Raw genomic sequence first — 24,500 nt, forward strand, 5'->3', positions numbered from 1 at the left:
ACAGTAGATGGAGGAAATAGATGACTGAGTATTTAAATAAATCATTGGATCGGGCATGTGCGCTATTGCATGAAAATCTGGACAACTTTAGAGATTGCTTCCGGCATTCCTGCAGTGAGAATAACTTTTATCCGTCTGTAAAGAATGTGGATTGGACTACCGGATTCTGTACCGGTGAGTATTGGCTGGCATATGAGCGGACAGGCAATGAGGATTTCAAAAGAGAAGCTTTAAAAGAGGTGGACAGCTTTTTAGACCGTATGGAAAGAAAAATTGATGTGGATCACCATGACCTGGGATTTCTTTATTCCCTTTCCTGCGTTGCCGGATACAAATTAACGGGTAGTGAAGCCGCTAAGAAGGCAGCGGTTCTGGCAGCGGACCAGCTCCTGACACGCTTTCAGGAAAAAGGACAGTTTATACAGGCATGGGGCACTATGGGAGTGGAAGAAAATTACCGTCTGATTATTGACTGTCTTTTAAATGTACCCCTTTTATATTGGGCATCGGATGTTACGGGAGATGAAAAGTACCGGGCGATTGCCCTGGCACATACTAGAACCAGTATGGCAAATCTGATACGCCCGGATTCTTCTACTTACCATACCTTCTTTTTTGACCCCAAAACGGGTGCTCCTGTACGGGGATGTACCTATCAGGGTTACCGGGACGGATCCGCGTGGGCAAGAGGACAAGCCTGGGGAATATATGGTATGGCACTGGGATATCGCTATACGAAAGATCAAACATGTATTGACCTGTTCCACAGGGTAACAGAATTTTTTATCAAACGTCTTCCTGATGATTTGATTCCCTATTGGGATTTGGAATTTATGGATGGCGAGGAGCCAAGGGATTCCTCAGCGGCCGCTATAGCAGCTTGCGGTATGCTGGAAATGGCAAAGTATCTGCCAAAAGAGGAAGCTCAAAGATATAGTGAATTTGCAGAGAAGATTGCGCAGTCACTGGCAGAAGACTATAGTGTCCGTGATGTGAGGGAATCCAACGGGTTACTGCTTCATGGTGTGTATGCGAAATCCACGCCTTATAACCCAATCCCGGAAAGTGCAGCAAGGGGTGTGGATGAATGTGTTATCTGGGGAGATTACTTCTATATGGAGCTGCTTACGAGATTGTCAAAGGATTGGGAGATTTACTGGTAGGGATAAAACCGGGCGCAGGACGCGCCCGGTTTTGCTTTGCCTTTATGATATTTAATTTTTAACACTGTTAGGAGAAAAAGCATTATAATAAAAGAGGAAGCGGCAGGAGAAAAAATCTTGTCCAATCAGTTCAAGAAAATAAATTTGAAAAGATATAAAATGAGAAAGAGGTATCGGAATGAAGCAGTGGGACATGGAAAAAGTAAATGCTGTACAAAGGATGCAGGATTATATACGGGATCATGTGGAAAGTGAAGAATTTTCTTTTGAAGAAATGTATTCCTGCGGAGGATATTCGAAAAGGCACGGAGACAGAATATTTAAGGAGTTTATCGGAAAGACGCCGAAAGAGTACGTCAGGGCAATCCGTCTGTCGGATAGTTCCCTGGAATTATTGAATAGCAGCCAGCGAATTCTGGATATTGCACTGAACTGCAGTTATCAATCCCATGAGGGATATGTAAAGGCATTTTGGGAGGCTTTCCATGTTACGCCCAGTTCGTACCGGAATTCACCGGATCCTATTCCATTGTTTGTTCAGTACCCGATCCGAAATTATTTTACGTTAATTAATCACAAGGAGGACAGAAATATGTGTAAAGAAATGAAATTATGTATGATTACTGCAGTATCAAGACCAAAAAGAAAGATAATACTGATGCGTTCGGCAACAGCTGTGGATTACTTTTCTTTCTGCCAGGAAGCAGGGTGTGATTGGGAAGGTTTATTTAACAGCATTCCTGAGAAATATGATCTGGCGGCCATTTTGGAACTTCCGGCACATCTGGTGAAAGAAGGAACCTCTGCCGTAGCGGCAGGAGTGGAAGTGCCTTACGATTATGCAGGAGCTATTCCAAATGGATGCGATGTGGTTGAACTGGAACCTTGTGAAATGCTTTATTTTCAATCGGAACCATATGAAAAGGAAGAGGATTTCTGTGTAGCTATTGACAGTGTCCAATATGCCATTGAAAAGTATAATGCGAAAGCTTATGGATATCAATTGGATTCCACGCTGGCACCGAAGTTCAATTATGGAGCGAATACGGTCATGGGGGCGAAGCAGGCAGTTCCGGTTTGTAGGTTATAGGATTAGTTCAGCTATACTAGTGGATTGAGAGACAGGGCAGGTTAGTTCAAATATTAAGTAAAAAGAACGCAGGCAGAAGCGGAAAGGGAGAAAAGCTCCTTTACTTGCATCTGACCTGCGTTTTTTGAAAATTCACTTTGGCATACTTCAATTAAGATGTGTTTTTTATTATATAATTTGTTTGTACTGCAAACCTAAGAATACTTTGAAAAAGGTTTTCCTATAAGCAGTGCAAAAAATTAGATTAATTAGGAGGCATAGATTATGGCTAGTATGGTGAAGGTAAGAAAAGTATTTCCCGGTTTTATTTTTGTAATATTTATTTTTTTATTAGTTCAAGGATTATCGTTTAGAGGCAAAATGCCGGATGTTATGAAGAAATCCCTAGTCAAGAGTGAGCTTGTCGTATGGGACTCTTTTCAAAAAGAGGGTTTATCACAAACATTAAGTTATCGAAAAGAACACAGGATTACAGTTAGTAAAGTATTGAATGCGAAAGAGTACAACAACCCGTGTCTGTTGATAGGTTCAACGTATTCGAAATTACAAGTAATGTTGGATGGGAAAGAAATATATTATTTTAGTTGCGGCACACATGAACTCCCGGTCACAAGGATGCTCTATTTGTTTGTAGACCTTCCAAAAGAGTATAATGGTATGGAACTGGTAATGGAAATGCGTTCTAGTTACCCGATCTCGTATATGAGAGAACCAACCGTATTAATTGGTAACAGGACGGATATAGTGACAGCTCAGTTAAAAAAGGAACTGCCGCAATCTATAATTGGCATTTTGATTTTTCTTATGGGAAGTATATCAATTATAACATCTGCGATTCTAAATATTTTTTATTGTATACCGGTTAAGGAGGGAAATTATGTGGGAAAAGCATATATGTGTATCGGTGTATGGCTCCTAACAGAATGCAGGTTAATTTTGCAATTTCTCAATAATTATGTATTAATCTATTATATCAATTATTTCTGTTTCTATTTTGGCATTATTTATTTAATACAATATTTAGGATATGTGGAAAACAAAAAGTGGAGGAAAATTCTGAAAACAACAACAACTTTTTATAGGTATTTATTTTACATAGGAACCCTGGGAGAATTTACGCATAAATTTGGTTATCTGGACATGCAGATGGTCTGGTATCCAGCCGCCGCAATCGGTCTTGGAATGGCAGTATTAGCACATATAAGATCGAAAGATAGAGGAAGGCAGCTGATATCGGTCCTTTATTTTTTTACTTTTATTATAGATGGATTTTTTTTCTATCCAAAGGTATACCGTAGTTTTGGAATAGGAGTTGGATCAAGTTATATCACTATTTTTATATTATTATGTTTTATTTTAAATCGTTATTGCACTTTTTTTTCGGGAGCAGTCCGGGAGCAGGTTCAGAATCAGGCATTAAAAATACATTTAAAAACACAAGTACGGCATTATGCTGGAATGATACAATCCTATAAAGACCTGACTGTTTTTCGGCACGATATGAAAAATAGAATGTTATCTATTTATACTATGGTGGAACAGGGGATGAATAAGGAATGCTTAAATTATATGGGAAAGTTAATAAATGAAATGAAACGTCCGAAAAAATATTTTGAAACAGGAAATCCTGTACTGGATGCGATTTTAACAGAAAAACAAATGGAATCAAAAAATAAAAATATAGCTTTTAAAACTAAATTAGAAATACCCCGCCAGTTAAATATCAAAGATGATGATTGGATTTCTATTATGGGAAACCTGATAGATAATGCCATTGAAGCAACTGAAAAATTAAAATTATCTCCGAAAGAAATATCAATGATAATGGTATATCGCCATAGAATTTTATTTATCCAGATTGAAAATACGGTGGAATCTCCGTATGTTAATTTTAAGGTTACCTCTAAAAGGAATTCCATGCAGCATGGTTATGGTTTACTAAGCATTAGAAAAGCTTTGAAAAATTATCAAGGCAGTTTTGATATTTGTATCCATGAGGGCAGATGTCTGGCAAAAGTACATTTAGAGTGTGGAGAAAAAAATGTATAATCCTTCTATATATTATATAGAGACGAATAATTTGATAAAACCCGACTGTTGAGTTCTGTGTTTACATCCTTACGGTACCGCCTCGATATAGGCAGAGCTTCTCCTGTAGAAAGATAAGCGGTACCTTCTTTTATAAAATCCAGATAATCATAATTAATTAAACAACTCTGACTGAGTTTTAGAAAACCATGGGGAATAAATTCATTGCAAAGCTTCGAAATCGTACCTCTAAAACGATAAACCTGATCCTGGCAATGGATGGTTATCATTTTCTGATAAACCTCAATAAATAAAATATGTGCAATATCGAGATGAACAAATGAATCAGAAGTACGAAAGGAATAAAAATGATCCCGCCGTTGTTTGTATTTTTCCAAAGCCTTAAAGAAGACAGTTTCAAAGTACTTTGGTTTTATTATATCTTTTAATAAATAATGAAATGGATGTACTTCAAAAGATTCGAACACATATTGTTTATAAGCACTAAGAAAAATAATTTCTGCAAAACATCCCATTTTACGAAGGGTTTTAGCGGTAGCAATGCCGTCTAAACCAGTCATTTGAATATCTAGAAACAGCACAGCTACCGCTTCCGGCCTTTCTGAAATATGAAATAATACCTGTTCACCACTGGTATATATTTCTATACAAATCTGTTCATTTATCTTTTTTTTAATGTTGTCAAACAACTTAATATATCTTTGTATAACATTCAATTCATCATCGCAAAAAATCACTGTAATCATTAATCCACAAATCCTTCCCATCACCAATTAACCAATTAGGGCAAAAGAAATACCGCTTATACCATGATTTAACATATAAGAATTTATTTCATTATAATGACCCAGGAAAAGGCATAAAAAAACGAACTATTCATCGGAATTAAAAACCAATGACCCGTTCGCAAAATTACTGATTTCGTGATATTAAATATGATCTATACCATTTGTAATATCACTGTTTATGGTAATAATCTACCATATTTGTCAAATAATGTCAATATCTAAATAAAAATGTATTGATTAATGGACAAGTAGAAAAATATATGGACTTTATGGATCAAAAGCAAATATCAGATGAAAATTTTTAAGCCGTCAATAAGCCGTCAAATAGAAAGGGGACAGATAACGTGGCAAGACGTGGAGAGAATATATATAAACGAAAGGATGGAAGATGGGAAGGAAGATATGTTACCGGGAAAAAAGATAATGGAAAAACAGCATTTAGTTATGTATATGGAAAAACATATACGGAGGTTAAGAAAAGGTTAGAAATTTATAAAGGAAATCAGAATCTGGCAGGATTATTAAAAGATACGAAGCAGGTATTTGGAGATGGGAAGCTGCGGACCTGGCTGGAATACTGGCTGGAAGAAGAGATACGGCCTCATGTAAAGGAGTCTACGTATGTTGTATACCGAGGGCAGATAGAACGGCACATACTGCCTGCAATTGGAAATGAGCCGCTAGTCGGAGTGAACAGACAAAGTATGAAAAAACTGTATCAGAATATCTTAGATAAGAACATTTCATATGCAACTTCTCATAGTATTTGCAAACGTTTTATAGCAGCATTACAAAGTGCTTACGAGTCTAATTTAATTCATGAAGTACCGGCTATTCCATTTAAAAAGAAGAATGAAACTAAGAAAAAAGCTAAGTTTATGACGATACATGAACAAAAGACATTGGAAAAGAAACTGGATGAGACAAAAAAGAAAGATCTGGCAATTCTTCTATCACTTTATACTGGATTACGTGTAGGTGAATGCAGCGCATTGAAGTGGGAAGATTTTGACCAATTAGAAAAGGGGATGCGAATTACACACACAGTACAAAGAATTCATGATTATGGAAATACGAATAATAAGACAACTCTTTTGTATTCTAAACCCAAAACCCAGGCTTCTGTAAGGTTTATTCCATTGCCTGAATTTATGATTCGTTTACTATCTAATTTAAAAAAGAAACATGAAGGGACTGAAGCTAATTTTATGTTTGGAGTTAAAGAAAGGCCTATAGATCCAAGAGTACTGCAGTATCATATTGAAAAAATAACAAAATCCCTGAAAATAAAAGGTGTACATTTTCACACGTTACGACATACATTTGCCACCAGATTCATGGAAAGAGGGGGGGATATTTTAGCATTGAAGGAGTTGCTGGGTCATACTTCAGCAAAGCTTACTATGGATTGGTATGGCCATTCTACAAATGAACATATTCAGCAGTCTATGAAGAAGATGAAGCGATTGGCAGCTTAAAACCAAAAATATAAGCCGTCATGAGCCGTCAGCCTTAAAATGGATGAAACCTTTAATTTATAAGAAAACCAGATCTATTTCGCGAAATCAGTAATTTCATGAAAATTAAAAAGTGCCGCGGGATTAGTATATCCCATTATATCGTATATTAATGGGTTATTATAACACATTTTAAATATGATGGAAAGGGTAGGAATTAAGTGGAAATACAGTGGTGGGTTACGCACGATGAGGAGGGAGCAGAAAAATGAATATGTTTACTTTCGAAGTAATAATGTCGTTTTGTGTTTTTTTACTAGTGAGTGGTAATTTTATTTGAAATTCTATGTTAGTACACAGTAAATTGAGAAGAGGAAAAGATGGTTGAGGTAGGCGAATGGAAAAGAAGATGAATAATAAAAATGTTAGACGGATTTTGGCATATCTATTGGCGGTGTGTATTTGCATTGGCGGAATACCAATTGCTTATGCTCTCGGGGATGAGCATAGTGCAGAAAATAAAACTTTGCTTACATACAATGATTCAGGTACGGAGGTGGATGTATTTGAACCTTCTGAGGAGTTTAATGAGGCATGGTCAATAGGGCTTGAAAAGGCGGCAGACCGGCTTGCTTCTGAAGGATATGAGAATTTGGAAGCTGCTAATGAAAAAGATGTGATGATATATGTTTCTAAGGAAGATGTAAGTAATAACGAAGGTGTTTTGAAAACGGATCTTGAAGATATAATTAGTATGGAAAAACAAGGGTTGGAGAAGTATGACGGTAAAGGCGGTACATATTTTGTATGGAGATTATATAAGACAATTAATATAATAGACTCCACGAATCTTGAAGAAAACCAAAACACAGAGGAAATATTAGAAAATGTAAAAAAAGAAACAATTCATTATTTATGGATTCGTACAGACATACCAATAACCCTGGAAGTAAGTAAAGTTGTTTCTTTGGATTCTATAGAAGAAAATGAAAAAGTAACTGAAAAATTTAAAGAAGTAAATGTATTAGAAAATACAGAAGAAGAAAATACCGAAGAACAAAACACAGAAGTAGTAACGGAGGAAAATGACACAGAAGCAATAATAGAAGAAAATGTAGAGTTGAATACAACTGACAAGAGTATAACAAATGACGTATTAAATGAAATGAAAAAAACAGACAATAATTTAGGCGATGCTGCAACGAGAGATAATATTAACCCGCCCGTTCGAATAGAACCCGGGATTTTTGGTAATGCGATTAGTGGCGATTCATCATCATATAATAATTGGAATGAAGCATTAAAAGCTCTAGTGGGAGTGAAGGCACCGGATACTGTTTTTCGAATAACATTTACGATTAATTCTGGTGAGGTTGATTTGAATAGTATTACAAAAGAAAACTGTGCTGGATTGATATTTACTGGAGATGTAAATGAGACTGAGACGCAAACAAATTCGGCTCAAGGTGGAGGTTTTAGCTTATCGTCAGATGGGTATGGACATAATACGGATCTTATAGATGATAAGGCAGATCCTAGCTTAAATCAATATAAAAAAAATCCACCCGAAGGCGTGCCAACGCTAACCACAAAAAATATGCATTTATATGAAGTGAAAATACCATATACCATAAGAAATATAAAACTTGTCCGAAATGGTGAGATAAATGGTGGTAGCGGTAATCGTATTCAGATTGGACCTGGCGTGCAATGTGATGCTGGTAAGCAAAACATATATGGAATAGATTATAACAGAAAAATGAATACAGATAATACTTCAGTTACAATATACACCGGTAAATGGCAGTGGGCGGGCACAAAGAGTTATAATCAGACTGTTGTTAATAAGCAACTTTTGCGTGTATATGGTGGCAGCTATGATTATCTTCATGGATCAGCAGAGGGGTCTACCAGCCAACTCGTAGATATTTCTATTGATGTTAAAGAAGGTTATGGTGAATTTGCCTGTGTGTATTTACAACCATTACGCAACTCGAACTCTAATGCAGACAAGGTAAACGTTGAAGTTTATGCTGATCCGGGAGTAATTGGTAAGATTAATAATTATTACAGCTATACATCATCAACAGGGCTAGTACCAGAAGGATATAAAACCGTTATTGATGCACCGGATTTTACGTTTGGAAATGTGAGTGCAGGTAATGCTTATGTGGTGAATGGAACTTATACTATGCCATGTGAACTTATTATTAATAATGTTAAGAAGATTGGAAATATATGTGGAGTAGGCGTAGGTGATAATTCTGCAGAAAGCATTGTAGGAAGAAAAAGTACAACTGCTTATTATCCATATAAAGAAGATGATGATAATTATGGGATTGTTATAAAAATCAACTGTGATTTAGAAACAAATTGGCTTGTTTTTTATACAAAATTGATCATTGGAAATGGGGCAACTGTAAATAAAAAAGGTGATAATGCTTTAAATGCTAATGATCTTAATGATTCAGTAAATGAAAATGGAGTACTTTATACAACGGATCTTAGTGGAGATGTTGATATTATTGAAGGTGCATCCCTTAATGTTATGGGATATCAGCATTCCTATGGACTTCGTAATGTCGGTTCTTCAGATAATACAGGTATTTTACGCGTTAATCCGCTAGCTTATAGTGGTATTTACTTGAAAGGTGATTATCTTGGAGGATTGACGCTGGATGTTGTTGACGAAGCTGTTTCCGGCTTGAGAAAGGGACAAAAGATCACTAGATTCTTGACAAGCAGTTATGCTGATGTGAAACGATTTAAAGAAAAAGGCATGAAACTGGGACCTAATCTGCGGAAGAATAATTATGGGATAGCAGTTACAAAATCTGGAACAGATGGATACTATGTTTTAGGTGATAAGATGGACTATCAGGTAAGCTATAGCGCTAATGGAGCAACAGGCAGCATACCACTGGCAAATTCTTACGAAGAGGGAAAAGAAGTAACGGTTGTAGACGCTGCTGCTATGATACCACCTGCAGATAAAGCATTTGACTACTGGGAAAGCAGCACAGCGGTTACAGTAAACGGAACAAGTACCACAAAGCTCAATCCTAATGATACGTTTGTGATGCCGGCCCAGGATATAACTTTGAAAGCAATTTGGAAAGATGCAAAGACAGATATTACATTTGATGGTTTTGAGGATGGCAATGATGCATTGTTAAAAATCAAAAATGAAGCAGGAAAAGTGAACAGCAAAGCATTGCCGAAGATAAAAATCAATGGAGCAGATGCAGCGCTGGAGGATCTGGAAAAGATGACTTATACGTATGAGCGCTATACCAGAACCGGAAGTTCAGGAAATTATACCTATGGATGGTCAGGCAAGGTGTTACAGGAAGGTATCAATGATGCTGATATTGAAAAACTGCCTGTAAGTATCACAAAACCTGCAGCCGATAATTTGACAATTTCTGCGAATACAAAGAAGTCAATGTCTGGGATTGTGAAACTGACGATTAGTTATAATGGAGATGAAAACAGCCAGGCCTCCTGTATTATTATTTCTTCAGGAGATGTGGATCTGAATGGTAATATCAGGGCTTCTGATATAGTAATGTTGGAAGCATATATAAGTGGTGACCCAGGTGTGAAACTTGACCAGTATGCCTATCAGAAAATAATGGGCGACATGAACAGTGAAGCTACAACCGGAACAATCCGCATTACTCCACAGGATGTGGAGCTTCTGGAAGCAATTATAGTAAATTAGGTACTGCGACTTTTTTTCAAATGGTATAAGAAACAGGAATATTATATCAACGATAAGAATGCACATACAGAGGTAGGAAAATGAAGAAGAAAAAGAACAGCAGAATTGATATACGAAGGATATTGGCATATCTATTAACAGTGTGTATCTGCATAGGAGGAATACCAATTGCTTATGCTCTTGGTGATGAACAGAGTGCAGAAAATAAAACATTGCTTACATACAATGATTCAGGTACAGAGGTGGATGTATTTGAACCTTCCGAAGAATTTAATGAGGCATGGTCATTGGGTGTTGAAAATGCAGCAGAGCAGCTTGCTTCAGAGGGGTATGAGAATTTGGAAGCTGCTAATGAAAAAGATGTGATGATATATGTAAGTAAAGAAGATAAAACAAATGATGTGAGATATTTAAAACCGAATAATAATGATTTAAATAATATGGAGGCTTTTGGACTAGAGAAGTATGATGGAAAAGGCGGAAGATATTATATCTGGAAATTATGTAAAGGAGTGAAGATAGACAACACAGAAGCGGATACAGAGGATCTGAAAGATATAAAAAAGGAATTGACTGAATATTTTTGGATTAGGACCGATCTTAAAGTTGAGTTAATAAAAAGCGAAGTAGATGATCAAACAGAAGAGGTTATTGAAACGGGCACTGAGACAAGGGAATCAGTGAATGAAACCGTTGAGGTTTCAGAGGGAACGGAACAGAGTACATATAAAACTGAAACGGAAGCTGTGGAAAGTGAAATAGCTGAGACAGAGGCAGCAGATCAGGAAGAAAAAAGTTTCCCATTGGTAAAAAATGAAAGCTCTACATTATCTAAAGGATCAGAATTTGTAGTTAATCGTTTTAAGTACAATGTATATAGAGATTTGGGGAATGGTGAAAAGATATATGTTGATGGGTCTGATAGTTGGAGCAATACAACTGCAGGTAAGTATGGGATTGTACAGATTTTAAATTATGATAGAAATGGTAGTTATGGTAATAATATTAGTAATATAAACGGAGGTAATCCTGGATATACAGCAACCAATAATCATGATAGCGGTAAATATATTATTGATTTGCACAATGGTGATTTAAGTATAGCAGGAGATTGGAGCGGACAACTGAATGGAGCAAATGCAATACCGGCTGTTCAATGGGGATTAACCTTCTGTTCAACGGGAAGCGATGGCAGTGGTTCTACAGCATTTACCTTAGAATTGGGAAAAAACACAAGGTTTGGGGCACATGTAACTATTCATGGAGATGAAAATGATGCATTTGGCTGTAAATTAAAAACTCCCACAAGGGCAAGTGATACATATGGAAGTGTTTATGATAATAATATACAGGCAAATGGCTGGAGCTTTATTGTTGAAAAAGATGTTGAAGTTACAGGAAATGCAACAGTATATGGTGCCGTAGATGGAAGCTATGATGGAAGAACTGCGAAAAAATTTGTTAATCAGGATGGATTGGCTAGCACTAATGTAGAAATTTATAGCGGGACGTGGTTTTTTATTGCCGGTGGTGCGGGAAGAGGACATGCCTACACGGAGACGAATGTTATTGTGGGCAGCCCAAGTGACACAGATTCAGATTATGTTACAGTTGAAGGTGCCATTGTAGCAACGGGATTAGCTAATGGTGACTATATTATTTATAGTGAAGCTGTGGAAAACAGTACTGTGTCTGGTTTTAATATTCTTGTACAAGGATATACCAAAACAGGTGTCATTGCTGGAACCTGTGCAAATCATTTTAGAGGAACGAATCCTGAAGTACACATGCCTAATATGAATATCCTAGTTAAGGATCATGTTAAAGTTATTGGAGATACGGTTAAATATACTTATGAAAATGGCTGGATAAAAGATATGGGTGTTGTTGCAGGCGATATGGCAAGCGATAATGCGTGGTATAACGTAGTAGCACCATATTATAAATTTCATGCATCATTAACAATTCAGGATGATGTACAGGTTGTACAAGGCGTGGATATGGGATCTCCAAATGCTTGGATGATGGGAAATGATGGAAGTACCAGCACGTTGACTATAAAAGACAGAGTTATAATTGGTGGTAATGTATTTAATGGCGGTTGGTCAGATGTAGTATCTATGCCATATATGAAAACTGTTATCCAAGGAGCTGCGCCTGGTGAAAATGGGGTAAAGATTAATGGATCACTTTATGCATTTAGTGGAGACAATTTCCAAGGAGCCTGGCATTATGAATGGGGAACTACTTACGTTGATTTAGAATTTCTCATGGAAAATGCGGCCATTGGCGGAAATTTATATGGTGTAACGGAGATGTATGATAATGATCCAAGATATATCAATAATTTAACTATGGATGTCAGTAACAGTATTGTAAATGGTTCTGTTTTTGGAGTGGCATTAGATGATATGGCAGGAACTATACAGGAAAATTTATTTGTTAATATTTCTGATTCAACGGTGGGTGGAGCATTTCTGTTTGGAATGACTGGAATTGATGAAAACGCATCAGGGAATACAAATAGAATATCAGGTGAAAATAACCAGCTAAGTATTAAAAATAGCATTGTTACATCTAATATCGTAGGTACAGGTATGAATACGTATAAGCCAAATCATATCTATGGAAAAAATGCAAAGGATGGTATGACTACTACCTATAATGTAGAAGATGGAACTTTTAATAGTGTTGAACCATACGATATTCCCGAAACAAAGTTAAGTATTGGCGTTTATGAGAGCTCAACGATATCAGCAGCAAATTCCTATACTTCTCCATATGGAAAAGGAAATGGACAGAATATTATTGATATTTCCGGAGTGACTTTTACAGGAAATTCCACAGCGAAAGGGATTGCAATCGGAGGGATTGGCAGTTCTGTATATAACGCTGAAGGGGGAAATAGCATTACAGTTAATATTTCAAATATAAAAAATAGAAGTGAACAGCCAATGGATATTATTGGATGCAGTAAAATTACAGGTGATACAACTGCGACTGCAATTCCAAAGCTGACTTTAAATCTTAATAATATAAGTGAGGATGTGAATCTGAATCGAATCATGTTTTCGGCTGGAGGTACCACGTATCTTAAAAGCGATAAAGAAATAAATTTGGAAGATGTAACAGTTAATTATATTGTTGCACATGGTAACGATGATAAAAATAGTACTTACAATAAAACAGTTCAGAATGCAGCAGGAAAAACAGCTGTTTTGAATTTAACTACCGGAAACATAATTGGATCAGGTGGGAATATTGAAAGTGGTATAGAAGCAGCTAATTTGAATGTAAATATTAAAGGTACTGCAGATGATAAGGCATCGGGGAGAGATTTGTTTAATGTTATTAATGGCAAATTTATAATTTCAGGAAGCAATTATACAAACGGAGCCGGTATTTTGCAAATGGAAGGTGGAGATCTGAGGTTAGGTCATACGGGTGCATCAGGAGAAGTGGCAGACAGATTGGCTGGCAGTATTGTGAACACCAGTGATGAAAGCAGATTATATATTTATAAATCGGAAGGAACAGACCATAACAATACGTATCCTCTTAGTATTGCAGCGAATGGAAGCATGAAATCTACTAAGAAATTAAAACTGGGTGAATGGAATGAAAAGAAGGTTCAAAATGTTCTGGGTGATAAGTTACTGAATTTCAGAACACAATCAAAGGCTGATGAGACTCAATATGATAATGCACTGGTTTATCCTCATAAGATCGGCAAAGACAGCATAGGTAACATAGTTTTAGGAGAAAGAGTTGGTTATCAGGTTTCTTATAATTTCAATGGAGGGACCGGAGGGATTCCGCTCACTGAGACTTATGAAGAAGGAGCAACTGCGACCGTTGGAGAAAGTGCAGATATGATACCTCCTGCAGACAAGGTTTTTGACTACTGGGAAAGCAGCGCAGCGGTTACTGTAAACGGAACAAGTACCACAAAACTGAATCCCAAAGATACCTTTATAATGCCGGCTCAGGATATAACTTTGAAAGCAATATGGAAAGATGCAAAAACAGATATTAAATTTGACGGTTTTGAGGATGGCAATGATGCATTGTTAAAAATCAAAAATGAAGCAGGAAAAGTGAACAGCAAAGCATTGCCGAAGATAAAAATCAATGGAGAAGATGCATCGCTGGAGGATCTGGAAAAGATGACTTATACTTATGAGCGCTATACCAGAACCGGAAGTTCAGGAAATTATACCTATGACTGGTCAGGCAAAGTGTTACAGGAAGGTATCAATGATGCTGATATTGAAAAACTGCCAATAAGTATCACAAAACCTGGAGCCGATAATTTGACAATTTCCGCTAATACAAAGAAGACAATGTCTGGGATTGTGAAACTGACGATTAGTTATAATGGAGATGAAAACAGCCAGGCCTCCTGTATTATTATTTCTTCAGGAGATGTGGATCTGAATGGTAATATCAGGGCTTCTGATATAGTAATGTTGGAAGCATATATAAGTGGTGACCCAGGTGTGAAACTTGACCAGTATGCCTATCAGAAAATAATGGGCGATATGAACAGTGAAGCTACAACCGGAACTATTCGTATTACTCCACAGGATGTGGAGCTTCTGGAAGCTATAATTGTAAATTAGAGAGGAGTGTTGGAAAGTTTATGTTTAAGAATAAAAAATTAAAAAAGTATCTGGCAGTACTTCTGTGCTTTACATTTATTAGTTCCATGGCGGGGAATGCATTTGCAGCTAATAATAGGGAGGCAGTTCCAAAAGATGATTTTGGTGTTATATGTACTGTTTTCGATACGGTTGCCACTGAAAATGCACAGGGTAAATATGATGCAACATTGACTGCAAGACTGACAGTAAATCGTGAAAAAGTAAAACATATTATAGGGGGAGGTGTGGAATGGTCTTGGCAGAAACGGCTGCCGATTCCAGAACTTCTTAATACACCACCTCTTGGAGCACAGCATGGAGGGCCCTATTATGAGCTGCCAGAAGATGAAGCAATGGGGTTGCGAAGCCTGAGACAAGTTTTTAAATTTGTTAATGATGATGTTAACGGTGCTTTGACTCCGGGTGAAAATGGAACCGGGTACAAAGAGTTTCAACTAGCTTTCTCAAATATTGAAGCAGTGCCGGGAGAAGTATTCAAAGGAGTCAGAGTACGTGATTATTTTAGTCCGGATTCGGGAGTAAGTACACTTGAATTAATGAATCCGGCAACGAATGAAGGTGTAGACTCGGTCAGAGAAACGGTTACAATCGGCAATATAAGAATTCCTGGAAGATCGATTATTTACAAGACGAACGCAGAGGGAAGTCAGGTTTATACCCAGAGTTATAAAACAGATGAAGAATTAATTGGTAAAACAATACTGGATATTGAAGCTACAGGTTTTCCTGTCGTGCAGGATAAAGAATTTTTGGGTTGGAGTACAACTCCTAATTCAAAAAATCCGGAATACCAGCCAGGTACTTCTTTGGAAGAAAAAAATTCAGATGGATCTTACAAGGTATCGAATCTTACGCTTTATCCGGTTTGGAAAGGCGAAGAACATCTGGAAGGAAATTGGGTAGATTATAAAGTATTCGATACAAGGGCAGATAGAGATCCAAACTTGGCAGACGGAAGATATAATGCAACTATGAATGTAAGAGTAATTACCGATCCGGCTAAATTAAAAGAAATAAAAAGTGGAGTCCTGGAATGGTCATGGCCTTCGAGGCTTCCGTTACCGGAGCTTAAAAACGCTCCGGAGTTAGGACCACTGACGGGGGGACCCTATTATGAATTGCCAGAAGATGCATCAATGGGATTGTACAGCCTGAGACAGCTTTTTAAATGGTGGAATGTGAATGGTGGTGTGCTTACACCTGGGGAAGATGGTACTGGATATCACGAATTTCAATTATATTTTTATAATTTTGCAGCTGAACCAGGAGAAGTGATTGAAAATGTACGTCTTCGTGATTACTTTAGTGAGGAGGATAATGAATCTAAAGTCTACGGAATATCCGCTGAGACAGGCGAGGAGGTTGTTTCAGAGCGGTGTCATGTTACGTTGGGAAGTATTACAATACCAGGTAAAAAAATGCTGTATAAATTCGATGATTCAGATGGAGCAGCACAATATCAACAGATCTATTATTCAGATGAAGATGCAGAAAATGCTAAAATTCTGAATAATGATCCCACACAGAATACAAGCCAGCCTCTTACGATGCCTAATTTTACAGCACCGGAAGGTAAGGAATTTGGTGGGTGGAGTACGGTTTCCGGAGCAGAGACGGCAGAGTACCAGCCGGGAGATGCGATTAAAGATCTGACTAACCTGATACTTTATCCGGTATGGACAGCTAAAGACGGGTATACGGTGACTTATGACGGAAATGGCGGTACTCCGGAAAAAGCTAGTGATACCGTTTTAAAAGGAGATGCGGTTGCTTCTTTCCCAACAGCAGAACATCCGGAGCATTATATTTTCAAGGGATGGTTTACGGAAGCAGAAGGCGGCACCCAAGTAAAAGCACCTTATACTCCCACGGGAGATGTTACTTTATATGCACATTGGGAGATGACATATAAAGTACTCTACAGTGCAGGAAACGGAAGCGGCAGTATAACGGATAGCAATAGCCCTTACCAGACAGATGCTTATGTCGTTGTTCTGGGTAAAGAAGGGCTGACATCTCCAGGAGCAGGATGGATATTTGCGGGATGGGAAAGTAGTGTACCAGTTTTAGTAGGCAGTGAGGAGAAACAGCAGTTAAACCCTAATGATACCTTTCGGATGCCTGCTCAGGATGTGACTTTGACAGCAAAATGGTCAAATACAATTTCAGACGTATGCCCGCTTGTTTTAGACATTGCCGCAGGAACATTAAAAAATGCAAAGAATGAGAATATTACAAGTGGTTTCACGGTTACAAGTAAGACAATTGTTATGACAAGCAATGCCTTTGTAAGCTGCAATACGGATCACATCCATGAGTTAGAGATAATAGGAAAAGCTGATAAAAGTGTAATTATTGAAGGGTCAGAAGATAAAAAATTTAATATAACAGTAAAAGGTGTAAGCGCTAAGCAGTTGAATCTGGATAACTATGGTATGGTGACGTTTGGAAGCAATGCTGGCGATATGGATAATCTTTTTACAAATATCAACGGTGAAGGACTTGTTATCAGCGAAAATGTTACAAGTATAAAGATCAATGAAGGATGTACGGTGAGTGCTGCAGCTGATAAGGGAAAAGAACCAATCCAGGGTATTACAGGAAAAGCTAAAAAACTGGATCTTACCTTATATAGCAAAGTTTCTGAAAACTTAGACTTAAGTATTAAGGGGGCCGCATTTACCATACCAGGTAATTATCAGATGATCTCTGTATTAGATAATATAGATGGTACGTGGCTAAAAGATGATGTAGCTGTTACCGACCCGGTAACCGGAAAAGCCTTTGTCAGAGGACTTGCAGAAGGGGATCAGGATACTAAGTACCTGGACCCATCCTATAGTGCAAATAACCTTTATGGTAAAACATTCGGGCTGACAGGAACTAATATAGCGGATACAAGCGGAGTTTATGGCCGCTATCAGGCAGTCCGCGTTCCGGAAGCGGTTAATCAATTAAAAATAACCGTTCCTACAAGAATTATCTTTAATATTTATACCAGCGGTCTGAATGGAACAGAAAAAGGATTTATTGCGCCTCCTGCTGTTTTAAATAATGAAAGTGCTTCATTTGAAGATTCCATTTTAATCGATGGACAGCAAAAGGATTATGGCAAGAAGCAGCATGTGGCAAATGTGGGTTATAAAGGAATTCAGACACGTGCCACGTCCAGTTACTCATTAGTTGATTTTGCAACGGTAACTGCGGAACAGATGGCGAAGCCTTCTACTCATCCCCTGGTAGCGCTGGAAGCATTGGCGAATGTGGATGGACAGCAAAGAATCTCATTAGATGATAGTGCGGGAACTGTAGATAAAGTCTGGTTCGGAGCACCATATGGTGAATCTAAGATTCAGCTGGCAGTTCCAAGTGCATATACAGATCCGCAGACAAAGCGCTATTATCAGGAGCCCAGTGATATTACAGACAATACTATTGTATTAAATGGATTTCATACTATGAAGCTTTCATTTTCATTTGGAAGCGGACAATAATAACGGATTAACAGCCAATGGCGTTAATTATATAGAGTAGCCAAACTTAATTTAGGAGGAAGAAACATATGAAAAACAAGAAGAGATTTATCGCGTTAGGTTTAACAGTAGCAATGGCGGCATCCATGTCAATTGGAGCATTTGCAGCCACACCGGATCAGGTTTTAAATCAAAGAACAGCGGGAGATAACACTCCGGCAAATGCAGAAGCAAGTGTGGATGTAGACGGTTGGCTGACTAAAGATGCAGTTATTGATTCTAATGGTAGCTCTGTTAACCCTTCACTTCCAAGCTATACAGGATCAGGAAAACCTTTGGACAGCAACAGTTCTTCAACAGACTGGGGCGGCGATGGAACAGAAGATTCTGCTCAGCTTATTATAACTGCACCTACATACCTTTCTTTCCTGGTAGCAGGTGATGGTACTGATGCTAATATTCAGCTTACTTCCAGTGATAAATCAGTAAAAGGTACGATTTTAAATCAGTCCTGTTATATCCAGTCTAGTAAAGTGCCGGTTCCTAAGACAGTTAGTGTAGCAGTAACGAAAGCAAATGCAACAGGAGACTTTAAAGTTGTAAGCGGCATCAATGCAGCAGAAGATTCAAATCAGGTTGCCGGTGTTTATCTGAACCTGAAGGGTGGAACAGCACAGGATTTAGGTGCTAATTTAAACAAGGCAGCATTAGGAACTTTAGCGGCAGGAACAAGAGCAGCAGGAGATGCTGTAAATCCATCTTCAACAGATTTATTTTTTGCTGACCAGAATGGAACTGCAGCAGGTGTTACAACTAAATTTGCTTCAAGCTACGAAGATGGCAAAGAACTGAAAAGTAATTTCAAATTGAATATGGTTTATAGCTACAACAAATAATAACTGAATACATATGATGGCTGTCCATTCATTAAAATGGACAGTCTAAAAAACAAAAAATACGTTGGCTACTTATTTTTTAAACTGGGGTTGAGAAATACTTGACCCCTTGAGAAACAGCTGAAAAGATGCAGCTGTTTCTCAAGGGGCCACGTTGAAAATTACAATACAAGGAGGACTTTATGGAAGAAAGGATAGGAAGAAAAGCGAGTAAAACTAATATCTTTTTGCTGCTGGGAATTTTGTTGTCGATTTCTCTGCTTTTAACGTTACCGTACAGAGCTTATGCGGCTGAAGCAGAGAGCAAAACAATTCAGCAGCAATCTCCCGGGAATAAAGAACCTGTGCAGGGAAATGGAAAGGTGGATGTTGATGGTACGGTAAAGGCAAAGAATGGAAGTACAGCTTCATCAGGTAAGTCTTCGTCATCTAAATCTTCAAAACCATCAACCACTCAGGTTGGAAATGGACTAAATGATAAGCTGACTCAGAATGCAAAAACCGGAGATTTAAACAGAAATCTGATATTTCTGGTTTTACTGATTGTATCAGTAATCATTTTAGCAGTGGTGTTAAAACAGAGAACTGCAAGAAACAAACAATAGGCGGGGAGTTCCCAAATGCATATTGGAGAATATTTTTCGTCAGCCTATCAGGCTGACGATAATAATTTAAAGAGGTAGATCATGGATGAAAACAGAAGACTCTCCGCATTGGAGCAGCTGGAAAAAGAATTTGAATCTTCCAAGAGTGTAAAGGAAGAATTCGGTAAGCCCCCGGAAAGAGCGAAAAATAGGGGAGCGGGTAAGAAAAAAAGAAATATAGTGGGAAGAAAAAAGCAATTGTATATTTTGGCTGCCGTAATTCCTGCGTTGATTCTTGTAATAATAGGAGGAATATTTCTGGGAGTGAATAAAATGAACAGCAGTGATATCCGAAATAAATATCCATCTTTCATCACTAAAGAAGAAAAAGCAGACTGGAAAAATAAAAGTGTAGATAAAGGTCAGATTTATGTGTATGTGAATACCAGTTTAGATGTAAAAGCGGATGGAAAAACGGTTGCGCTGCGTTTAGCAAATCCACCTTATTGTGCATATCCCCTTAAAATTAAGTTGTCTATAGATGAGAAAAAAGAGGCTTATCTCTATCAGTCAGAGTTGATAAAACCTGGCGACAGCGTGGAAGATGCAGAACTCACCGGATTGCCAGCTGAAAAAGGAATCTATAATGCAACGATTTATTATACATTTTATGACGAAAAGGGGGAGACAGTGGTAGGGGAACACCAGGTGACAGCTACTATTGAAACCCATGAGCAGGCAGATAGATGACACAGTCATAGAAATTTAAAGGAGATTATAAAACAGATGAAACTAGATGAATTAAACAAGGCTTATGAAGAAGAACTGGAGGAACAAAAAAAAGAAACAACGGAAATGCATGAGCCTGAGTCAAAGTCAAAAGGAAAATGGGTTCTGCTGATTGCAGTTGTTCTGATACTTTCAACCACAGCGTTTGCGCTTTCATCAAAGTTTAAAAACAATACAGCAGATGAAGCCGAAACTGCAGGTATAGCTGCAGAGGGAGCTATTATGAATGGTTTGCCGGAAGGAATGAAGGAAGGGGAATTGGGAGATGCACTGCAGCAGAAAATAGATGAATCTATGTTTACAGTTAATGTAAATAGCCAGCCGATTTTTCAGAATGGAACTTCAAAGGGCAAGGTAGATATTGTAAACAGCCCGGGCAATAGTTTTCCGTGTACGGTAGCTTTAACTTTAGATGAGGATGGATCAGAGCTGTACCGCAGTGATGACCTCATTTATCCTGAGCAGTATATCCCCACAATTAAACTTACCAAAAACCTGCCAAAAGGTGCATATCCGGCTACACTCACCTATTATGTCTACGATGTGGACGGAAAAGAAGTGACCGGAACGATGAAAGCAGCAATGACCATAGTAATCCAGAATTAGGGTAATTATAGTGAAAAATCACATTGAGAAAAAGAAAAAATTAGCTGCAGAGTGGCTCTATTTCTTTCTTCAAATGGCAGCAGTGGGGCTTGTTATTTTTCTGATAAATTTAACAGTAGGCGGATTTGCGTTAGTTCATGGTGAGAGTATGGAGCCTACGCTGCAAAATAAAAATTTATTGATATACATAAAGTTGGGATATGAACCTAAAAGGGGAGATATTGTGATTTGTCATTCCGGAAAAGGAATGGAAGAGGAACTGGTAAAGCGTGTAATAGGGGTGCCCGGTGATGTGATTGATATAAATCCACTGACTGGTAATTTATATGTCAATGGAGAAGAATTAAAAGAGGATTATATTATGGATACCACGATTGTCACGGGTGATATTCACTATCCAGCCAAAGTTCCTAAGGGGCAGTATTTTTTATTGGGAGATAACCGAACGGTCTCTATGGACAGCAGATACAGTGAAATAGGGACGATTCCCAAGGAGAAAATTGACGGACACATTGTTGCACGGGTTTTTCCTTTTCATAAAATAAGTCTGATGAAATAAAAGGAGTACAGGAATGGAACTTTTTACACACAAGCAAAAAAAAGAAAAAATGAATGCAAAACAATCATTTAACTGGAAAGAATGGATAAAAGAAAATCGTGTGTATGTAATCGTACTTGCAGTCTCGGCTTTGTTCTGGGTCTTGATTTCTATATTTATGGGATATGCTCCTTTTGGTAATAATTCATTTCTGACAAATGATGCAATTCATCAGTATTATCCATTTATGGGCCAGTATAGAGAACGTCTCTTAGAAGGACAGTCTTTACAATATTCATTTGGCGGAGGTATGGGATTTAATTTCTTGAGCTTATGGTCTTACTATCTCTCATCTCCATTGAATTTGATCATACTTTTATTTCCAGCAGATGGCCTGGATTTTGCAATGAATTTTTTGATTGGTTTAAGACTGGTCCTGTGCAGCCTCAGTTTCGCATTTTATATTGGCAGCCGGGGAAATAAACATGATTTACGAATTTTACCATTTGCATGCGCTTACGGCATGTCCAGTTTTATGATTGGGTATTCTTTTAATATTATGTGGCTGGACAGTCTTGCACTGTTTCCTCTGATACTTACAGGTCTGGAGAAACTGCTGAAAAATGGTAAATGGAAGTTATATGCCGTTAGTTTGTCGCTTTCTTTATGGAGCAGTTTTTACATTACTTATATGATCTGCATCTTTTTAGTAATATGGTTTTTCTTTTATCAGTTTGAAAATATTAAATGCTTTTTTAAGCGTGGATTTTTGTTTGCCGGTTCTTCTGTTTTAGCGGCAGGAATGGCCTGCCTGGTTCTTATACCGGCATATATTGGAGTGTCTCAGACCTCCGTAAATGAACAACTGCCACAAATAGAATTAATGACGACATTTTCTAATATTTTAGCTGGAAAAGAAGGGGGGATATTTGCCTTCTCTGATCCGGTTTCTGTTGTGAATAATGCTTCCTATAATGCAAATTTATACACTGGAATTGCTATGTTAGGACTTGCTTTGCTTTATTTTTTAAAAAGGGGAATAAAGATAAGCAGCAAATTAAAAATGGCTGGGCTCATACTGCTGTTATTTTTAAGCACGAATGAAAAATGCCTTAACTTTATCTGGCATGGTTTTCATAATCAGGTCGGAATTCCGAACCGTTTTGTATTTTTATTAATTTTTGTAGTTCTGTTACTGGCATATGAAGCTTTTTGCAATTTAAAGAAGTATCCCCTGTGGCAGATCCTGCTGGCTGACATCTGCGTCATCGCAGGTCTATCTGCCCTGTATGTTCTGCAGCGTGAAAATATTTCAATTAAAATGTTCTGGTTTAGCGTGGCATTAGCAGCAGGATATATGATTATGCAGATCTGGTACGTAATAAAAGCAGAAGACCGGAAATTCGTAATGGGAATCATGATATCTGTTATATGCCTGGAGCTTTTGGCAAGTGCTGTAACGGGAAGTAAACTACAGGGCGGAATTACCGTCACTGACTTTTACAGGAGCCAGAATGATGTCTATGAAGCGAGAAAATTACTTGGTAAGGATCTTTACCGGCAGGAATTGTCAAATCCTACAGTAGAAAATGAGGGGATGGCGTATAACTTGTACGGCACTGGTTTATTTGGATCTATGGTAAACAGCACAATGGCAACATTTCTTGGGAATATTGGTTTTTCTTTCAGCAGTAATCATTTTGGATATGCCAGTGGAACGCCGGTTATTAATACACTTTTTGGTCTGAAAAATATACTGGTATTAAATGGTGATGCCAGTCGTCTGGATAACCGTTATGAACTTAGTACACAGACCGGAAATGTTGATGTATATGAAAATAAGCAGATACTGCCAATAGCATATATGTGTGAACCCGAGGTAAGGGACTGGAAATCTCTGAATGCCGATTATTTTTATAATCAGTCGCAGCTGCTGCATCTGATGACGGGCAAACAATATCAGGTGTTCATGGAGCAGGAGTTTCAGTTAAAAGAGCAGAATGATGTGGAGGTTCAGATTATTGATAACCAGCAGTTTGGATATCTATCTGCAGAAGGCAGCAGAAAGGATCATATCGTCTTTGAAGCAGTAGTAAAAGAGGATGAAGATCTGTATCTGCGTCTGGCAGCAGCTTATACATCCGGAGTCCAGATCTTTATAAATGATGAGTTAATTGCAGATAAGCAGCTGAGCAATCATTTCTATCATGTGGGAGATGTAAAAAAGGGAGATAAGATAACTCTGAAGATAGGGATCCAGGAAGAGAGTGTGACATTTGGCAAGATCAGCCTTTCTATGTATGCATATCATCAGAAGGAGATGGACCGGGCATTTGAAGATTTGAACAGTGAATCGCTTCTGATTGAAGAAGGCAGGGATGGGTACGTCAGAGGAAAGGTACATGCAGAAAAAGATGGAGTTCTATTTACCACTATTCCTTATGAAAAAGGATGGAGAGCTTTTATAGACGGGGAAGAGGCTGAAATAACGCCGATTAATCAGTCTTTGATCGCATTGGATCTGGAAACAGGAGAACATGAAGTTATTTTTAAGTATACTTCGCCAGGTTTATATGCGGGCCTTGGGATCAGTTTACTCAGTCTGACAGTTATGGTTCTGTTGTGCATCTGCAGCAGAAGAAGAGATGCAAAGGAAATCGCGGCGGACAGATAACGGAA

14 protein-coding genes are annotated in these 24,500 nt (G+C 37.9%); 13 read left to right on the forward strand and 1 reads right to left on the reverse strand.

Going from position 1 to position 24,500, the window contains the following annotated elements; translation table 11 throughout:
* Window positions 1-20: 20 nt before the first annotated feature.
* From RHS_RS03275 to RHS_RS29995, 3 genes are all read left to right on the forward strand, one after another.
* Entirely contained in the window at window positions 21-1,163 is a 1,143-nt protein-coding gene (locus tag RHS_RS03275; protein ID WP_027292344.1) for a glycoside hydrolase family 88 protein, read from the forward strand.
* Window positions 1,164-1,341: 178 nt separating this feature from the next.
* Window positions 1,342-2,253 carry a helix-turn-helix transcriptional regulator gene (locus RHS_RS03280; protein ID WP_242849024.1) on the forward strand — a complete coding sequence of 304 codons (912 nt, stop codon included), beginning with the start codon at window positions 1,342-1,344 and terminating at the stop codon, window positions 2,251-2,253.
* Between the two features lie 1,182 nt (window positions 2,254-3,435).
* Window positions 3,436-4,302 (forward strand): sensor histidine kinase, encoded by an 867-nt coding sequence (locus RHS_RS29995; protein WP_395021117.1) that lies wholly within the window; start codon window positions 3,436-3,438, stop codon window positions 4,300-4,302.
* Between the two features lie 5 nt (window positions 4,303-4,307).
* Here the strand turns inward: RHS_RS29995 and RHS_RS03290 are convergent, their stop codons facing one another.
* Entirely contained in the window at window positions 4,308-5,048 is a 741-nt protein-coding gene (locus tag RHS_RS03290; RefSeq protein ID WP_047832297.1) for a LytTR family transcriptional regulator DNA-binding domain-containing protein, read from the reverse strand.
* Window positions 5,049-5,434: 386 nt separating this feature from the next.
* On the opposite strand from RHS_RS03290, the gene RHS_RS03295 reads away from it, so the two are divergent.
* From RHS_RS03295 to RHS_RS03340, 10 genes are all read left to right on the forward strand, one after another.
* Window positions 5,435-6,568 (forward strand): site-specific integrase, encoded by a 1,134-nt coding sequence (locus RHS_RS03295; protein ID WP_044297570.1) that lies wholly within the window; start codon window positions 5,435-5,437, stop codon window positions 6,566-6,568.
* 376 nt (window positions 6,569-6,944) lie between these two features.
* Window positions 6,945-10,271 carry a hypothetical protein gene (locus tag RHS_RS03300; protein WP_047832298.1) on the forward strand — a complete coding sequence of 1,109 codons (3,327 nt, stop codon included), beginning with the start codon at window positions 6,945-6,947 and terminating at the stop codon, window positions 10,269-10,271.
* Between the two features lie 80 nt (window positions 10,272-10,351).
* Complete coding sequence (locus RHS_RS03305; protein ID WP_047832299.1) at window positions 10,352-14,893, forward strand: hypothetical protein; 4,542 nt, start codon at window positions 10,352-10,354, stop codon at window positions 14,891-14,893.
* 20 nt (window positions 14,894-14,913) lie between these two features.
* Window positions 14,914-18,429 carry an InlB B-repeat-containing protein gene (locus RHS_RS03310; RefSeq protein WP_047832300.1) on the forward strand — a complete coding sequence of 1,172 codons (3,516 nt, stop codon included), beginning with the start codon at window positions 14,914-14,916 and terminating at the stop codon, window positions 18,427-18,429.
* A gap of 68 nt (window positions 18,430-18,497) precedes the next feature.
* Entirely contained in the window at window positions 18,498-19,304 is an 807-nt protein-coding gene (locus RHS_RS03315) for a hypothetical protein (protein ID WP_047832301.1), read from the forward strand.
* A gap of 182 nt (window positions 19,305-19,486) precedes the next feature.
* Window positions 19,487-19,909: a hypothetical protein gene (locus tag RHS_RS03320; RefSeq protein WP_047832302.1), complete on the forward strand. Its 423-nt coding sequence runs from the start codon at window positions 19,487-19,489 to the stop codon at window positions 19,907-19,909.
* 81 nt (window positions 19,910-19,990) lie between these two features.
* Window positions 19,991-20,638, forward strand: a complete 648-nt coding sequence (locus RHS_RS03325) for a hypothetical protein (protein ID WP_027292333.1) — start codon at window positions 19,991-19,993, stop codon at window positions 20,636-20,638.
* 36 nt (window positions 20,639-20,674) lie between these two features.
* On the forward strand, window positions 20,675-21,283 hold the full coding sequence (locus RHS_RS03330; RefSeq protein ID WP_047832303.1) for a hypothetical protein: 609 nt from the start codon (window positions 20,675-20,677) through the stop codon (window positions 21,281-21,283).
* Between the two features lie 10 nt (window positions 21,284-21,293).
* Entirely contained in the window at window positions 21,294-21,842 is a 549-nt protein-coding gene (gene lepB / locus RHS_RS03335) for a signal peptidase I (RefSeq protein WP_052431072.1), read from the forward strand.
* 13 nt (window positions 21,843-21,855) lie between these two features.
* Complete coding sequence (locus RHS_RS03340) at window positions 21,856-24,495, forward strand: YfhO family protein (RefSeq protein WP_047832304.1); 2,640 nt, start codon at window positions 21,856-21,858, stop codon at window positions 24,493-24,495.
* Window positions 24,496-24,500 lie beyond the last annotated feature (5 nt).

The sequence above is a fragment of the Robinsoniella sp. RHS genome (genome assembly GCF_001029355.1).
GTDB classification, from domain to species: domain Bacteria; phylum Bacillota; class Clostridia; order Lachnospirales; family Lachnospiraceae; genus Robinsoniella; species Robinsoniella peoriensis.

What these genes read in the sequence shown, in the direction of transcription:
- RHS_RS03275 (WP_027292344.1), top strand. Translation starts at nt 21, where the DNA reads ATGACTGAGTATTTAAATAAATCATTGGATCGGGCATGTGCGCTATTG.
- RHS_RS03280 (WP_242849024.1), top strand. Translation starts at nt 1,342, where the DNA reads ATGAAGCAGTGGGACATGGAAAAAGTAAATGCTGTACAAAGGATGCAG.
- RHS_RS29995 (WP_395021117.1), top strand. Translation starts at nt 3,436, where the DNA reads ATGGCAGTATTAGCACATATAAGATCGAAAGATAGAGGAAGGCAGCTG.
- RHS_RS03290 (WP_047832297.1), bottom strand. Translation starts at nt 5,048, where the DNA reads ATGATTACAGTGATTTTTTGCGATGATGAATTGAATGTTATACAAAGA.
- RHS_RS03300 (WP_047832298.1), top strand. Translation starts at nt 6,945, where the DNA reads ATGGAAAAGAAGATGAATAATAAAAATGTTAGACGGATTTTGGCATAT.
- RHS_RS03305 (WP_047832299.1), top strand. Translation starts at nt 10,352, where the DNA reads ATGAAGAAGAAAAAGAACAGCAGAATTGATATACGAAGGATATTGGCA.
- RHS_RS03310 (WP_047832300.1), top strand. Translation starts at nt 14,914, where the DNA reads ATGTTTAAGAATAAAAAATTAAAAAAGTATCTGGCAGTACTTCTGTGC.
- RHS_RS03315 (WP_047832301.1), top strand. Translation starts at nt 18,498, where the DNA reads ATGAAAAACAAGAAGAGATTTATCGCGTTAGGTTTAACAGTAGCAATG.
- RHS_RS03320 (WP_047832302.1), top strand. Translation starts at nt 19,487, where the DNA reads ATGGAAGAAAGGATAGGAAGAAAAGCGAGTAAAACTAATATCTTTTTG.
- RHS_RS03325 (WP_027292333.1), top strand. Translation starts at nt 19,991, where the DNA reads ATGGATGAAAACAGAAGACTCTCCGCATTGGAGCAGCTGGAAAAAGAA.
- RHS_RS03330 (WP_047832303.1), top strand. Translation starts at nt 20,675, where the DNA reads ATGAAACTAGATGAATTAAACAAGGCTTATGAAGAAGAACTGGAGGAA.
- RHS_RS03340 (WP_047832304.1), top strand. Translation starts at nt 21,856, where the DNA reads ATGGAACTTTTTACACACAAGCAAAAAAAAGAAAAAATGAATGCAAAA.